A 13,010-nucleotide genomic window follows, 5' to 3' on the forward strand; every position below is an offset into this window, starting at 1 on the left:
AGATATGATAAAATATATATAATGAACGGTCGAAAGACCCAATCCATAAAGTCACAAAGGTGTTTACATCTGAGTGACTTTATTGAGATTAAAAAGGAGAAACATATGAAAAATCCAATAGTAACATTGACAATGTCGGATGACTCGGTAATCAAAATCGAACTTTACCCTGAAGTGGCACCTAACACTGTAAGAAACTTCATAAGTCTTATCAATCAGAAGTTTTATGACGGACTTACTTTCCACAGAGTAATAAACGGATTTATGATACAGGGCGGATGTCCGCAGGGAAACGGTATGGGCGGCCCTGATTATCAAATCAAGGGTGAGTTCAGTCAGAACGGATTCCAAAACGACCTCGCACATACAAGAGGAGTTATCTCAATGGCAAGAGCTATGAGCCCTAACTCGGCAGGTTCACAGTTTTTTATCATGCATCAGGATGCACCTCATCTTGATGGAGCATATGCCGCATTCGGTTCCGTAATAGAGGGAATGGATGTTGTAGACAAAATAGCATCAGTTGATACGGACTACAATGACAGACCGAATACCGAGCAGAAGATAAAATCAATGACGGTTGAGACATTCGGCGAAGATTATGCAGAGCCTGAAAAGTGTTAATATCTGTGGAAGGCACTGTGATATAGTGATTTCAGATGAGAATGTGGCTCTTTGGGAGGCGTTTAACTCCCATAGAGCCACAGTTGCTATACTTGGCAAAGAAGATATAGATATAGCGGTTTCAAAGTATGCGGTACTTGACTATGCCGATATAGACGAAAAGTATTTGGAGAAAGTGGCTTGCAGATATTTGCATATACCTGTATGTATAGGAAAAACGGATGATATAAAAATTCGTGAGCTGTGTCTGGACGACTTTGAAATTTTCTCAAAGTTTTGTGAGTTTCCGTTTAAAAATATAGAGAGGTTGCGGGAGTATATAGATTTTCACTATGATTTCTACGGATACGGACTGTATGTGTTTGAGAATGAGAAAGAAGTGATGGGACTGGCAGGATTTTATAATGAAGACAACAGATGTTTTCTCTCATATATAACAGATAAAAAGTATCGAAGAAGAGGCTATACATTCAAAGTTTGTAAATATTTACTGAAATATATTGAGGAAACATATGGAGCAAGGGATGTGTATACAAGAATAGATATTTCCAATACGGCATCTATAAATTTAGCCGATAAGTTGGGAGTAAATATATTAAATTGACTGTGAAAGTATTTTTTGTGCCATAGAGTTAGAAAAACCTAACTGTTGTTTTTATACAGTTTTTAATGTATAATTTTAGATACAAAATTTTGGGCACTGAAAAGAACAGGGGTTAGTAGATGAAGGTAAAGGCATTTGCAAAGATAAATTTATGCTTGGATGTATTATCAAGAAGAGCTGACGGATACCATGATGTAGAAATGGTTATGACAAATGTTGATATTGCGGATGTACTCGAAATAAGAGAACTTGAAGAAAAGAAGATATCACTGATATGTAACAATAAGGATTTGGCGACAGATGAGACCAATCTTATATATAGGGCGATAGTACTGTTACAAAAGGAAACAAAAAAAGATTTCGGCGTAGAGGTCAGACTTGAAAAGAACATTCCTATGCAAGCCGGTATGGCAGGCGGAAGTGCGGATGCGGCGGCCACACTTAAAGCTGTGAACGAGCTTTTCAATCTGGGTATTACAACTGAGAGGTTGATTGAACTCGGAGCAAGTCTGGGAGCCGATATTCCGTTTTGTATAATGGGCGGCACGGTATTGGCAAAGGGTATCGGAGAGAAGTTGATACCGCTTAAGAAATTGCCGAAGCTTAAGCTTTTGGTTGCAAAGCCTGCAGCAGGGCTTTCAACAAAGCTTGTATACGAAAATTTGAATATTGAGACTCTTAATAAGACCGGATTTAAACATAAGGATGTAAGAGAGATGGTTTCAATTATTGAAAGCGACGATACGGATGACATAAAGACTGTAAAGATAGCTAAAGCGCTTGACAATATTTTGGAAGTACCGTCTTTGAAACTTTTACCTTTTATTGCACAGATAAAGCAGATAATGTATGACAACAATTGTTTGGGAAGCCTGATGAGCGGCAGCGGAACCGCTATTTTCGGTATCTTTGATAACGACAGTGATATGCTTAGAACAAAAGCCGTACTGGAAAAAGATGACAGAATAAATTATATAGAGACTACAACTACTGTTTAGATAGATGGAGGATAAAATGACAAATTTTTCACATGCAGATGTAGATGAATATATGCCGCTAAGAGATGTGGTTTTTAAAACTTTGAGGCAGGCAATACTCAGAGGAGAGTTGCAGCCGGGTGAGAGACTTATGGAGATAGCTCTTTCAAAGAAGCTTGGAGTATCAAGAACTCCTATCAGAGAGGCTATAAGGATGCTTGAGCTTGAAGGTCTGGTGCTTATGATTCCTAGGAAGGGAGCCGAGGTGGCAGGTATTACGGAAAAGAGCCTAAGAGATACACTTGAGGTAAGAAGGGCACTTGAGGAACTTGCAATAGAGCTTTCATGCACAAAGATTACGGATGATGAGATAGAAGAATTGAAACAGGCCGAGGAAGAGTTTGTTAATTCTATAGAAAATAAAGATATTATTGATATTGCGCGTGCAGATGAGAAATTTCATGATATAATATTTACAAGCACAGGTAATGATAAGCTGGTACAGATGATCAATAATTTGCGTGAGCAGATGTACCGTTACAGACTGGAGTATGTTAAGGCGGAAGCTACAAGAAATCAGCTTATGGATGAGCATGAGATGATACTTAGAGCATTGGAGAGTAGGGATAAGTCGGAAGCTAAGAGAATCATTGCCGAGCATATAAATAATCAGGAGGTCAATGTTTCCAGACAAATTAAGGAAGCACCTACAAGGTAATGAGGAGATTAGCAATAATATTCGGAGGTCAGTCCTCTGAGCATGAGATATCTGTAATATCTGCAACGAATGTGTCAAAGCAGGTGGATACGGATAAGTACGAGCTTATACTTATCGGTATTACAAAGGAAGGCAAATGGCTTAAGGTAGACAGTATAGCTTCAATGGAGGACGGCAGCTGGCTGAATTCAAAAACAGGCGCATATATTTTGCCTGATGCTACAAAAAAGTGTATAATGATAGAGACAGGGGGAGAGTATAAAGAAATTCCTGTAGATGTGGTTTTCCCTGTTCTGCACGGACTGTACGGAGAAGACGGAACAATTCAAGGTTTGTTGGAGCTGGCAAAGATTCCTTATGTGGGATGTGGAGTACTTGCAAGTGCCATAGGCATGGACAAGCTCTACACAAAGCTTGTAGTAGATAAACTCGGAATAAGACAGGCGGCATATGAGGCTGTACTTGACTATGAGGTCAAGGAGGATTTGACAGGGAAGATAAGAACAATAGAAGACAGATTTGAGTATCCTGTATTCATAAAGCCTTCAAATGCGGGTTCTTCAAGAGGTGTATCAAAAGCCTCAAACACTGAAGAACTTAAAAAGGGCATACTTGAAGCACTAAAGCACGACAGAAAGGTCCTTGTTGAGGAGACGATAGTAGGGCATGAGGTGGAATGCGGAGTACTTGGAAGACCGGGAGATGTAGTGGCAAGCGGTGTAGGAGAGATAAAATCCGCTGCAACATTTTATGATTACGATGCCAAGTATAAGCTTGATTCACTTACTTTGCTTGATTCAAAACTTCCTGACGGCGTGAGAGAGAATCTTCCTGAGTGTGCGAAAAAGATTTTTACGGCTTTAGACGGTTTCGGACTTTCAAGAGTGGACTTCTTTGCAAAGGAAGACGGAGAGATTGTATTCAACGAGATAAATACCATGCCGGGATTTACGGCAATAAGTATGTATCCGATGTTATTTGAGGCTGCAGGTATTGACAAAAAATCTCTTGTTGATAAACTAATAGAATTAGCTTTTGAGAGAGGGTGATTTTTTGAATTTACCTATAGGAGTATTTGATTCCGGTGTAGGCGGACTGACGGTCGCCAAGGAAATTATAGCGCAGATGCCGAATGAAAGTATTGTATACTTCGGTGATACGGCCAGAGTTCCATACGGCTCCAAGTCCAAGGATACAATTATCAAGTATTCCGGCCAGATTGTTAAATTTTTACAGACAAAAAATGTAAAAGCTATTGTGATTGCGTGTAATACCGCCAGTGCTTTTGCACTTGACATATTGAAGACAGAGATTGATATACCTATTATGGGTGTTATCCATGCAGGCGCCATAACCGCAGCCAAGACTACCAAGGTCGGTAGGATAGGTGTGGTAGGTACCAGCGGTACAATATCCAGCGGTATATATGAAAAGACTATTCATGAGATAAATAGCGAGCTTGAAGTAATACAAAAAGCCTGTCCGCTGCTGGTTCCGTTGGTGGAGGAGGGACTTATCAATGACAGTGTTACAGATGAAATCATTTCCAGATATGTCAGCGACTTAAAAAGCAGACATATTGACAGTTTAGTATTGGGATGTACTCATTATCCTTTACTATATAATACATTCAGAAGGATTATGGGTGAGGGAGTTTCCCTTGTGAATCCTGCATACGAAACAGCAAAGGAATTGAAATCTTTGTTGACGTGTGAAAACTTATGTGCCGATAAGGGTGAGGTTTTCCATGAGTTTTATGTCAGTGACATGGCAGAAAGATTTAGTGATTTTGCATCTTCTATTATACCCGGTGTTGTGAAGAATACGGGTGTAATCAATATAGAAGAATTTTAAAAAACATTAGGCTTTGCAGAATGCATACAAATAGATTAGCTAGATAAGGTATACAAGACGCAGACAGGCATTCTTTGTTGAGCATAGTTATCAGTTTTTTATTTAAGGTTATTTTATATAGAATAGTGGGGAGATACATTTTTCTAGTAAACTATCATTCTTTTATTTTAAACTTGATATTTGCATAAACAACCGGTGGTAGCTTAGGGTTGGGTAGAGACCGTATTGCGGCTTCTGCTATAGTTTTAAGGTAGAAGATTATGAAAGAATTTGTAGATATTGAGATTAGCGGCGCTCATCTTAGATACGATGAGACAGATCCTATTGCCGTGAATATTTCAGGTAATCACTATGTTGATGGTGATACACATAAGATAACTTACGTGGAAGAAGCCCAAGGTTTTGATGAAATTATCCTTAATACAATAATAGTAAAGAAAAATAAGGTTGAAATTATCAAAGAGGGTGTGGTGAATTCCAAGATGGTATTTGCCAATAACAGTAGGTTTAAAGCAATATATGACACTCCCTTTGGCAGATTGAATATGGAGACGGAGACGAAGCTCCTTTTGATCGATATGAATGAAGATGAGATAAATGTCTATATTGAGTATTTGCTTTATATAGAGGGAGATCGTGCATCTAATTCAAAAATGAGAATTCATATAGTTGAAGCGGTTGACAGAGTTGATAATAAGGGTGGGTGACTGCCCTTATTCGGTATGCGGAGGAGTATGGATAAAAAATTAAAAATTTCATTTAATTCACCAATTATTCTAGGATTTGTGATTCTAAGTTTTATAGTATATGTGGTAGACAATCTGACAGGAGGGTTTTCCACAAGATTGTTGTTCAGTGTTTACAGGTCATCATTTATAGACCCGTTCACCTACTTCAGATTTTTCGGACATGTACTTGGTCATGCAAACTTGGATCATTTCCTCGGGAATATAATGTTGATACTTGTAATAGGACCTATGCTTGAGGAAAAGTACGGTTCTGCGAATATACTTTTTGTAATACTTGCCACGGCGCTTGTGACAGGTCTGGTTCACTTTTTTGTATTCCCGCACGTTTATTTGCTTGGTGCAAGCGGTGTGGTATTCGCCTTTATTTTGCTCTCATCCTTTGCGGGATTCAGAGAAGGCAGGATTCCTTTCACATTTATTGTGGTTGCACTTTTATATATAGGGCAGCAGGTATATCAGGGAGTCTTTGTACAGGACAATATCTCAAACCTTACTCATATACTTGGCGGTATAGTAGGTGCGGTACTTGGATATATTATGAATAAGGGGAAGATGAACAGGTACTAAGGATTTTATGGAGAGAGAAATAATATGTAATATTTCTGTTTTGGAATATGTGTTATTTTGTATAGAAGGTGTTGCAAAAAGACTTGGAAAAGATGGAAGAGAAGTATATCGAATACTGACAGAGGACAGCGATATATTAAACAGTTATATAGTACCGTCATATGATGTATTACATACACAGGGTAAGGACTATATTATTGAAGATATTTTGGATGTGATGAAGAAAAGAGGTTTGCCGGTATGAGATTATATCATGGTTCATATCTGGAAATTAAATCACCGGATTTATTACATTCAAGAAAAAATGTTGATTTCGGATTGGGATTTTACACAACGCCATTGTATGAACAGGCCGTAAATTGGGCAAGAAAGTTTAAGAGAAATGGAGGCAGTGGGATAATCTCATATTATAGATTTGATGAAAAAGTACTTCATAAATTAAAAGTATTACATTTTGATACATATTCAGATGAATGGTTGGACTTTATTTTAAATTGTAGAGCGGGCAAGGATGTATCAGATTATGATTTGGTAATAGGTGGTGTTGCTAATGATAAAGTATTTAACACTATTGAATTATTCTTTGACGGGCTGATTGACAAGAAAGAGGCTATAGGTCGATTAAAATATGAAAAGCCTAATCTACAGATATGCTTCAGAACACAAAAAGCGTTGGATTACAGTTTATTATATGAGGGAAGTGAGACTATATGAATGCAAATCCTGTGTTATTACAAAAGAAATATGCACGTATTATAGAAAAATTTGCACGAAAAAAAAATATTTCAATTGATGAATCTTTAGATTTTTTTTATCACTCATTTACATATGAATTGATGAGTAAAGGAATTTCAGATATGCATTGTATGAGTGATGAATATTTGATTGAGGACTTGGAGCGAGAATATAGTGGTGAGTATGTAAACAGGAAAGCTATATGAAATATACTCAACAGATGATGAGAGCTTTAGCGTAGGATATCTGCTGTACCAAAATGACGATATCTGTATATTTAAAGCTTTTAATGATCAGGGATAATTGTTTAAAATGGAGATATCACAAAATTCTTATACTTTGTGATATCTCCATTTATATTAATTATAGTGACCGCGACAGGATAGAATTTCCAAAACCCCAGTAGAAATCCTATATATTAATCTATTGGTATCATCGATACGCCTGCTCCAAAAGCCGCTGAATTCGCCTTTAAGAGGCTCGGGTTTGCCTATACCGTCAAAATAATTGCGTTCGATATCCTTGATCAGCCCATTAATACGTTTTAGAGTTTTTTTATCCTGACTTTGCCAATAAAGGTAGTCTTCCCATGCTTCATCAAACCATATTTTATGCATAAGTTTTACTCCTCTATAATATCATGCTCTACACCAAGCCCGGCATTAAGGGCAGCCACTCCTCGGCGTAAATGAGCTACATTACTCTCCGAATAAAACGGATCCACAGAAACTTCAAAAGGTATACGGTGCTCTCTGCCCATTTTTTTGGCAAATATGGTAAAGGCTGCACTCATAGAGAGTCCAAGTTCACTACATACGCTCTCCATTTTTTTCTTGTCGGCTTCATCCATACGAAAGTTTACATTAACGGTCTGTGCCATAAAACTTCTCCTTTCTTATATTGTTGAGTTTATTATAGCATTTGTAAAGAAAAGTACAAGAAAAATAATATAAAATATATTTACATAATATATTTCATATTAATTTTCACAGATACTCTCCAATTTCCAAAAATATGATATAATATACTCAATATGAACTTAAAAAAGGAGAACTATGTCTTTTACACATTTACATGTACATACGGGATATTCACTGCTTGACGGGTCCTGTAAGATAAAAGAGATAATAAGTCGTGCAAAGGAACTGAACATGACTTCACTGGCTATCACTGACCACGGCGTGATGTATGGAGTCATTGATTTTTATAAAGAAGCTAAGGCAAACGGTATAAAGCCGATACTTGGATGTGAGGTGTATGTAAGCCCTTCATCAAGATTTGAAAAACAGGCAAAGCAGGGTGATAGATACTATCATCTTATTTTATTGGCAAAAAACAATGAAGGATATGAGAATCTGACAAAGATAGTGTCAAAAGGCTTTACTGAAGGGTTTTATTACAAGCCAAGAATAGATTTTGAACTGTTACAGGAATATCACGAGGGCATAATAGCACTTTCAGCCTGTTTGGCGGGAGAGATACCGAAGCTTATATCAAGAGGAAGAGAAGATGATGCCAAAAAGGTGGCAAAAAAGTATAAGGACCTCTTTGGAGAAGGTAATTTCTATCTGGAATTACAAAACCACGGCATACCCGAGCAGAAGTTTGTAAATCAGTCACTTGTAAGGATAGGCAAGGAACTGGATATTCCGCTTGTGGCGACCAATGATATCCACTATATCAATGCTGAGGACGCTACGGCACATGATATACTTTTATGCATACAGACCGGTAAGACGGTATCAGACCCTGACAGGATGAGATATGAAGGCGGACAATTCTTTTTAAAGTCTGAAGATGAGATGAAAGCATTATTTCCTTATGCGCCTGAGGCTATTGAAAATACGGGTAAGATTGCAGATATGTGCAATGTGGAGATAAAGTTCGGTGAGACCAAGCTACCTGAGTATCAGGTTCCGAACAATATGTCCGCCAAAGAGTACCTTGAGAGCTTATGTAGGAGCGGTTTTGAAAGAAACTACCACAAAGATTATGAAAACCGTGAAGAGATAGAAAAAAGAATGTACTATGAGCTTGGAGTCATAGAGACAATGGGCTATATAGATTACTTTTTGATAGTTTGGGACTATATAAATTATGCGAGAAGTGTGGGAATATCTGTAGGACCGGGAAGAGGATCGGCGGCAGGAAGTGTGGTATCGTATTGCCTTGGTATTACGGATATTGATCCTATCAAGTACAATCTTATCTTTGAGAGGTTTTTGAATCCCGAGAGAGTATCCATGCCCGATATAGATGTGGACTTTGCCGATGAGAGAAGAGGAGAGGTCATTGAATATGTGGTAAATAAATACGGCAGCGAGAGGGTGTGTCAGATAATCACATTCGGTACATTGCAGGCAAGAGGTGTTATCAGAGATGTGGGCAGGGCTATGGAGATTCCGTATGCCAGATGTGACAGCATTGCAAAGATGATACCGAGAGATAAGGACATCACACTTAGTTTGGCACTTGAAAGAAATAAAGAACTTAAAGAACTTTATGACGGTGACGAGGCGGTACATGAGCTTATTGACTACAGCTTAAAGCTTGAGGGCTTGCCGAGACATGCCAGTATGCATGCGGCAGGTGTCGTAATTTCAAAAAAGGCTGTTGAGGAGTATGTACCGCTTGCACTTGGAATTGATGATGCGGTGACAACACAGTTTACCATGACCACCTTGGAAGAACTGGGCCTTCTGAAGATGGACTTTTTGGGACTTCGTACACTTACGGTACTTCAAAACGCCTTGGATATGATAAAGAAAAATCACGGTGTGGATATTGACCTTAAAAAGATAGATTACGCGGATAAGAAGGTGTATGAGTTCATCTCTACCGGAAAGACCGATGCGGTGTTCCAGCTTGAAAGCGGCGGAATGCAAAGCTTTATGAAGAGGTTAAAGCCTGAAAATTTGGAAGATATCATAGCCGGTATTTCACTGTACCGTCCGGGTCCTATGGACTTTATACCGAAGTACATTGAAGGAAAGAATTCAAAGGGCAAGGTAAGTTATGATACTCCACAGCTGATTTCAATACTTGAGCCTACTTACGGATGCATTGTATATCAGGAGCAGGTAATGCAGATAGTCAGAGACCTTGCAGGGTATACTATGGGCGGAAGTGATGAGGTTCGTCGTGCGATGAGTAAGAAAAAAACTCATGTCATGGAGATGGAAAGAAAAAATTTCATCTACGGAAATGAAGAAAAGAACATTACAGGTTGTATAAAAAACGGTATAGATGAAAAGATAGCAAATCGAATCTTTGACGAAATGATTGACTTTGCAAGCTATGCCTTCAACAAGTCACATGCCGCCTGCTATGCGGTAATTTCATACCAGACCGCTTATCTGAAGTACTATTATCCGAAGGAATTTATGGCGGCATCGCTTACCTCTGTAAGTGACAATCCTGCAAAGCTGTCAGAATATATGGGAAGCCTTTTGGATATGGGCATCAAGATTTTACCGCCTGATGTAAACTTGGGTGAAGGAGCCTTCAGCGTGGATAAGGACGGAATCAGATTTGGACTTGCCACTATAAAGGGAGTAGGTAAGGCTGTAGCGGATGCATTGGTCAGAGAGAGGACATTGAACGGAAAATATTTGACACTTGAAAATTTCATAAACAGATTGCCGCAAAAGGATTTGAACAAGAGGAGTATTGAAAGTTTTATAAAGGCCGGTGCGCTTGACTGTCTGGACGGAAACAGACATGAAAAGATTTTGAATGCGGAACTTTTGAGTGATAAAAAGTCCAAGGAGAGCAAGGCGACGATACCGGGACAGATGTCATTTTTTGATGTGGTGGCGGATGACGATAAAGACAGTTTTGTGTCCGAGATGATACATATAGAAGAGTACAAAAAAGAAGAACTTTTAAAGTATGAGATGGAAGTACTCGGAATGTATGTAAGCGGTCATCCTTTGGAAGAGTATATCCCGATGCTTGAAAAGTATGCAGACGCCAGAAGTATAGACTTTTATCCCGATGAGGACGGCAATATTTTGCTTGAGTCGGGCAGAAAGGTGGTAGTCGGAGGTCTGCTTACCGAGGTGAATAAAAGGTTTACAAAAAAAGGTGATATGATGGCTATATGTACTCTGGAGGATATGTACGGAAGAATAGAGCTTGTAGTATTTCCGAAGGCGTTTGAGGGCTACGGCAGCGAGCTTATTGAAGGCGGAAAGGTCTTTGTTAAAGGAAGAGTGGACACCTCGGGAGAGGAAGAGGGAAAGCTTATTGTAGAGACTGTGAGAGAGTTCGGAAGAATAAAGAAAGAACTTTGGATACAGTATCCTGATAAGGTAAGTTATGAAGAGGACCTTGGCAACCTCCTTGCAGATATAGGAACATTAAACGGCAATGACAGCGTCATCATCTATTTGAAAAAAGAGAGAGCAAAAAAGGATCTTGGAGGTGAGTGGTGCGTGCCTGCAAGCGAGGCTTGTGAGATTTTAGCGCAGAGACTTGGCAGTGAGAATGTAAAGGTGGTTGAGAAAATATAATGCAGGCGGATTAAATACATGGAAAAATGTAGAGTCTTTTAGTATAATAATATGGTACCGCGTTTCGGTACAAGATTTTAGTAAGAAAGGAAATCATAGACTTAGGTCTATGTGGTTTTAATATGGCAAATAATGAATTCAGGGAAGAGCTCGACCCTCAAAGCAGTGTAAATAAAGTTATAGGAATTGTCTCCGGAAAGGGAGGCGTAGGTAAGAGCCTTGTAACATCTCTTATGGCTGTAAAGGCTATGACAAAGGGATTCAGAGTGGGTATTATCGATGCGGACATTACAGGACCTTCAATACCTAAGGCATTCGGACTTAGCGGAAAGCTTGGCGTAACATACGATCAGCTTATGGTTCCTGCAGTTACAAATACAGGAATCAATGTGGTAAGTACAAATCTTATTTTGGAGAATGAGACAGACCCTGTTATATGGAGAGGACCTGTAATAGCAGGTGTTGTAAAGCAGTTTTGGAAGGATACCGTATGGAATAATATCGACTATATGTTTGTGGATATGCCTCCGGGTACAGGAGATGTTCCGCTTACAGTATTCCAGTCAATACCTGTAGACGGCATCATAATAGTTACAAGTCCGCAGGAGCTGGTTTCAATGATCGTTACCAAGGCTGTAAATATGGCTAAGAAGATGAATGTACCTATCCTCGGTCTGGTTGAGAATATGAGCTATTTTGAGTGCCCTGACTGCGGACACAGACATGAGATATTCGGCAAGAGCCACATTGATGAGATCGCAAAAAAAGAGGGACTTAAAGTTTTGGCAAAGATCCCGATTGACCCTGAGGTGGCAAAGCAGGTTGATGCCGGTCTTGTAGAATATGTGCAGGCACCTTGGCTTGATGAAGCGGCTGATTCTATTTTAAAATAAAATTTTGATGTGGACAGGTTTATTTTGCCCACATACAGGCGGGAGAACTTATGTATATATCAAACAATCCGAATAACGAGCTGGAACAGTCCATTGTACAGGTTCCTGATTTGGTGCAGATACCGGATGAAATACATGAAATGGCACAGAAATTTCAGGAAGCAATGATGATGTATACCTGTGCTATCAGAGAGGTGAAAACAAAGCTTGAGGTTTTAAATGATGAGCTTTCTGTAAAAAACAGGAGAAATCCTATTGAGGTGATAAAGTCCAGAGTAAAAAAGCCTAAGAGCATAGTGGAAAAGTTGAAAAGGCGAGGTCTGCCTCTGACACTTGAATCCATAGTAAAAAATCTGGACGATGTGGCGGGTATCAGAGTCATATGTTCATTTCTGGACGACATCTATGAAGTTGCCGATATGCTTACAAGGCAGGATGATGTAAAGCTTATTGCAGTCAAGGACTACATAAAGAAACCTAAAGAAAACGGATATCGTTCCTATCATCTTATAATTGAAATACCTGTATTTTTCTCAGATAAAAAGCAGCCTATGAGAGTGGAAGTACAGATAAGGACAATTGCTATGGATTTTTGGGCAAGCCTTGACCATCAGCTTAAGTATAAGAAAGAGTTTATTGACTCCGAGGATGTGGAAAGACAGCTTAAAGAATGTGCCGATGTGATAGCAGGTACGGATGTACAGATGCTTAATATAAGAAAGAATATAGAGTCAAGGGGAATAGAGATAAGAAAACCCCGATAAATAGACGTTAA

Annotated in this window: 16 protein-coding genes; 14 read left to right on the forward strand and 2 right to left on the reverse strand. The window is 38.9% G+C overall.

All coding sequences use genetic code 11. The features are described 5' to 3' along the window. Positions 1 to 105 precede the first annotated feature (105 nt). The 11 genes from EHW90_RS00680 (at position 106) to EHW90_RS00730 (ending at position 7,034) form a co-directional block, all read left to right on the forward strand. Positions 106 to 624: a peptidylprolyl isomerase gene (locus EHW90_RS00680; protein WP_040458346.1), complete on the forward strand. Its 519-nt coding sequence runs from the start codon at positions 106 to 108 to the stop codon at positions 622 to 624. Next, positions 602 to 1,228, forward strand: coding sequence for a GNAT family N-acetyltransferase (locus tag EHW90_RS00685; RefSeq protein WP_124950427.1), 627 nt, complete (start codon positions 602 to 604; stop codon positions 1,226 to 1,228). The genes EHW90_RS00680 and EHW90_RS00685 overlap by 23 nt, the downstream gene beginning before the upstream one ends. 119 nt (positions 1,229 to 1,347) lie before the next feature. After that, positions 1,348 to 2,226: a 4-(cytidine 5'-diphospho)-2-C-methyl-D-erythritol kinase gene (gene ispE, locus EHW90_RS00690; protein ID WP_124950429.1), complete on the forward strand. Its 879-nt coding sequence runs from the start codon at positions 1,348 to 1,350 to the stop codon at positions 2,224 to 2,226. 16 nt (positions 2,227 to 2,242) lie between these two features. Further along, positions 2,243 to 2,923 (forward strand): GntR family transcriptional regulator, encoded by a 681-nt coding sequence (locus EHW90_RS00695; RefSeq protein ID WP_124950431.1) that lies wholly within the window; start codon positions 2,243 to 2,245, stop codon positions 2,921 to 2,923. Then, complete coding sequence (locus tag EHW90_RS00700) at positions 2,923 to 3,972, forward strand: D-alanine--D-alanine ligase family protein (protein WP_124950433.1); 1,050 nt, start codon at positions 2,923 to 2,925, stop codon at positions 3,970 to 3,972. The genes EHW90_RS00695 and EHW90_RS00700 overlap by 1 nt, the downstream gene beginning before the upstream one ends. A 4-nt stretch (positions 3,973 to 3,976) precedes the next feature. Next, positions 3,977 to 4,777, forward strand: a complete 801-nt coding sequence (gene murI, locus EHW90_RS00705; protein ID WP_040458359.1) for a glutamate racemase — start codon at positions 3,977 to 3,979, stop codon at positions 4,775 to 4,777. Positions 4,778 to 5,037: 260 nt separating this feature from the next. Then, complete coding sequence (locus EHW90_RS00710; protein WP_124950435.1) at positions 5,038 to 5,484, forward strand: DUF1934 domain-containing protein; 447 nt, start codon at positions 5,038 to 5,040, stop codon at positions 5,482 to 5,484. Positions 5,485 to 5,511: 27 nt separating this feature from the next. Beyond that, entirely contained in the window at positions 5,512 to 6,093 is a 582-nt protein-coding gene (locus EHW90_RS00715) for a rhomboid family intramembrane serine protease (protein ID WP_124950437.1), read from the forward strand. A 7-nt stretch (positions 6,094 to 6,100) separates the two neighbouring features. Next, positions 6,101 to 6,337, forward strand: coding sequence for a DUF3791 domain-containing protein (locus tag EHW90_RS00720; protein ID WP_124950439.1), 237 nt, complete (start codon positions 6,101 to 6,103; stop codon positions 6,335 to 6,337). Continuing rightward, the gene (locus tag EHW90_RS00725) at positions 6,334 to 6,807 is read left to right on the forward strand and encodes a DUF3990 domain-containing protein (protein WP_124950441.1); all 474 of its coding nucleotides are present in this window, start codon (positions 6,334 to 6,336) and stop codon (positions 6,805 to 6,807) included. The genes EHW90_RS00720 and EHW90_RS00725 overlap by 4 nt, the downstream gene beginning before the upstream one ends. Then, positions 6,804 to 7,034, forward strand: coding sequence for a DUF3791 domain-containing protein (locus EHW90_RS00730; protein ID WP_060932032.1), 231 nt, complete (start codon positions 6,804 to 6,806; stop codon positions 7,032 to 7,034). The genes EHW90_RS00725 and EHW90_RS00730 overlap by 4 nt, the downstream gene beginning before the upstream one ends. Positions 7,035 to 7,187: 153 nt before the next feature. Here EHW90_RS00730 and EHW90_RS00735 read toward each other — a convergent pair whose 3' ends face one another. Both EHW90_RS00735 and EHW90_RS00740 read right to left on the reverse strand, forming a co-directional pair. Beyond that, positions 7,188 to 7,445 carry a Txe/YoeB family addiction module toxin gene (locus tag EHW90_RS00735; RefSeq protein WP_124950443.1) on the reverse strand — a complete coding sequence of 86 codons (258 nt, stop codon included), beginning with the start codon at positions 7,443 to 7,445 and terminating at the stop codon, positions 7,188 to 7,190. A gap of 5 nt (positions 7,446 to 7,450) precedes the next feature. Then, positions 7,451 to 7,708: a type II toxin-antitoxin system RelB/DinJ family antitoxin gene (locus tag EHW90_RS00740; RefSeq protein WP_124950445.1), complete on the reverse strand. Its 258-nt coding sequence runs from the start codon at positions 7,706 to 7,708 to the stop codon at positions 7,451 to 7,453. A 175-nt stretch (positions 7,709 to 7,883) separates the two neighbouring features. Here EHW90_RS00740 and EHW90_RS00745 point away from each other — a divergent pair, with 175 nt between their 5' ends. The 3 genes from EHW90_RS00745 to EHW90_RS00755 all read left to right on the forward strand — a co-directional run bounded on the left by EHW90_RS00745 (position 7,884) and on the right by EHW90_RS00755 (position 12,999). After that, on the forward strand, positions 7,884 to 11,342 hold the full coding sequence (locus EHW90_RS00745) for a DNA polymerase III subunit alpha (protein ID WP_124950447.1): 3,459 nt from the start codon (positions 7,884 to 7,886) through the stop codon (positions 11,340 to 11,342). A gap of 122 nt (positions 11,343 to 11,464) precedes the next feature. Further along, positions 11,465 to 12,235, forward strand: coding sequence for an Mrp/NBP35 family ATP-binding protein (locus EHW90_RS00750; protein ID WP_060932028.1), 771 nt, complete (start codon positions 11,465 to 11,467; stop codon positions 12,233 to 12,235). Between the two features lie 50 nt (positions 12,236 to 12,285). Continuing rightward, positions 12,286 to 12,999: a GTP pyrophosphokinase gene (locus EHW90_RS00755; protein WP_060932027.1), complete on the forward strand. Its 714-nt coding sequence runs from the start codon at positions 12,286 to 12,288 to the stop codon at positions 12,997 to 12,999. The last annotated feature ends 11 nt before the right edge of the window (positions 13,000 to 13,010 follow it).

Origin of the sequence: Lachnoanaerobaculum orale (assembly GCF_003862485.1) — a bacterium.
In the GTDB taxonomy this organism is placed as follows: domain Bacteria; phylum Bacillota; class Clostridia; order Lachnospirales; family Lachnospiraceae; genus Lachnoanaerobaculum; species Lachnoanaerobaculum orale.

Coding starts and splice junctions, on each gene's coding strand:
- EHW90_RS00680 (WP_040458346.1), top strand. CDS start 106: ATGAAAAATCCAATAGTAACATTGACAATGTCGGATGACTCGGTAATC.
- EHW90_RS00685 (WP_124950427.1), top strand. CDS start 602: ATGCAGAGCCTGAAAAGTGTTAATATCTGTGGAAGGCACTGTGATATA.
- ispE (WP_124950429.1), top strand. CDS start 1,348: ATGAAGGTAAAGGCATTTGCAAAGATAAATTTATGCTTGGATGTATTA.
- EHW90_RS00695 (WP_124950431.1), top strand. CDS start 2,243: ATGACAAATTTTTCACATGCAGATGTAGATGAATATATGCCGCTAAGA.
- EHW90_RS00700 (WP_124950433.1), top strand. CDS start 2,923: ATGAGGAGATTAGCAATAATATTCGGAGGTCAGTCCTCTGAGCATGAG.
- EHW90_RS00710 (WP_124950435.1), top strand. CDS start 5,038: ATGAAAGAATTTGTAGATATTGAGATTAGCGGCGCTCATCTTAGATAC.
- EHW90_RS00715 (WP_124950437.1), top strand. CDS start 5,512: ATGGATAAAAAATTAAAAATTTCATTTAATTCACCAATTATTCTAGGA.
- EHW90_RS00720 (WP_124950439.1), top strand. CDS start 6,101: ATGGAGAGAGAAATAATATGTAATATTTCTGTTTTGGAATATGTGTTA.
- EHW90_RS00725 (WP_124950441.1), top strand. CDS start 6,334: ATGAGATTATATCATGGTTCATATCTGGAAATTAAATCACCGGATTTA.
- EHW90_RS00730 (WP_060932032.1), top strand. CDS start 6,804: ATGAATGCAAATCCTGTGTTATTACAAAAGAAATATGCACGTATTATA.
- EHW90_RS00735 (WP_124950443.1), bottom strand. CDS start 7,445: ATGCATAAAATATGGTTTGATGAAGCATGGGAAGACTACCTTTATTGG.
- EHW90_RS00740 (WP_124950445.1), bottom strand. CDS start 7,708: ATGGCACAGACCGTTAATGTAAACTTTCGTATGGATGAAGCCGACAAG.
- EHW90_RS00745 (WP_124950447.1), top strand. CDS start 7,884: ATGTCTTTTACACATTTACATGTACATACGGGATATTCACTGCTTGAC.
- EHW90_RS00750 (WP_060932028.1), top strand. CDS start 11,465: ATGGCAAATAATGAATTCAGGGAAGAGCTCGACCCTCAAAGCAGTGTA.
- EHW90_RS00755 (WP_060932027.1), top strand. CDS start 12,286: ATGTATATATCAAACAATCCGAATAACGAGCTGGAACAGTCCATTGTA.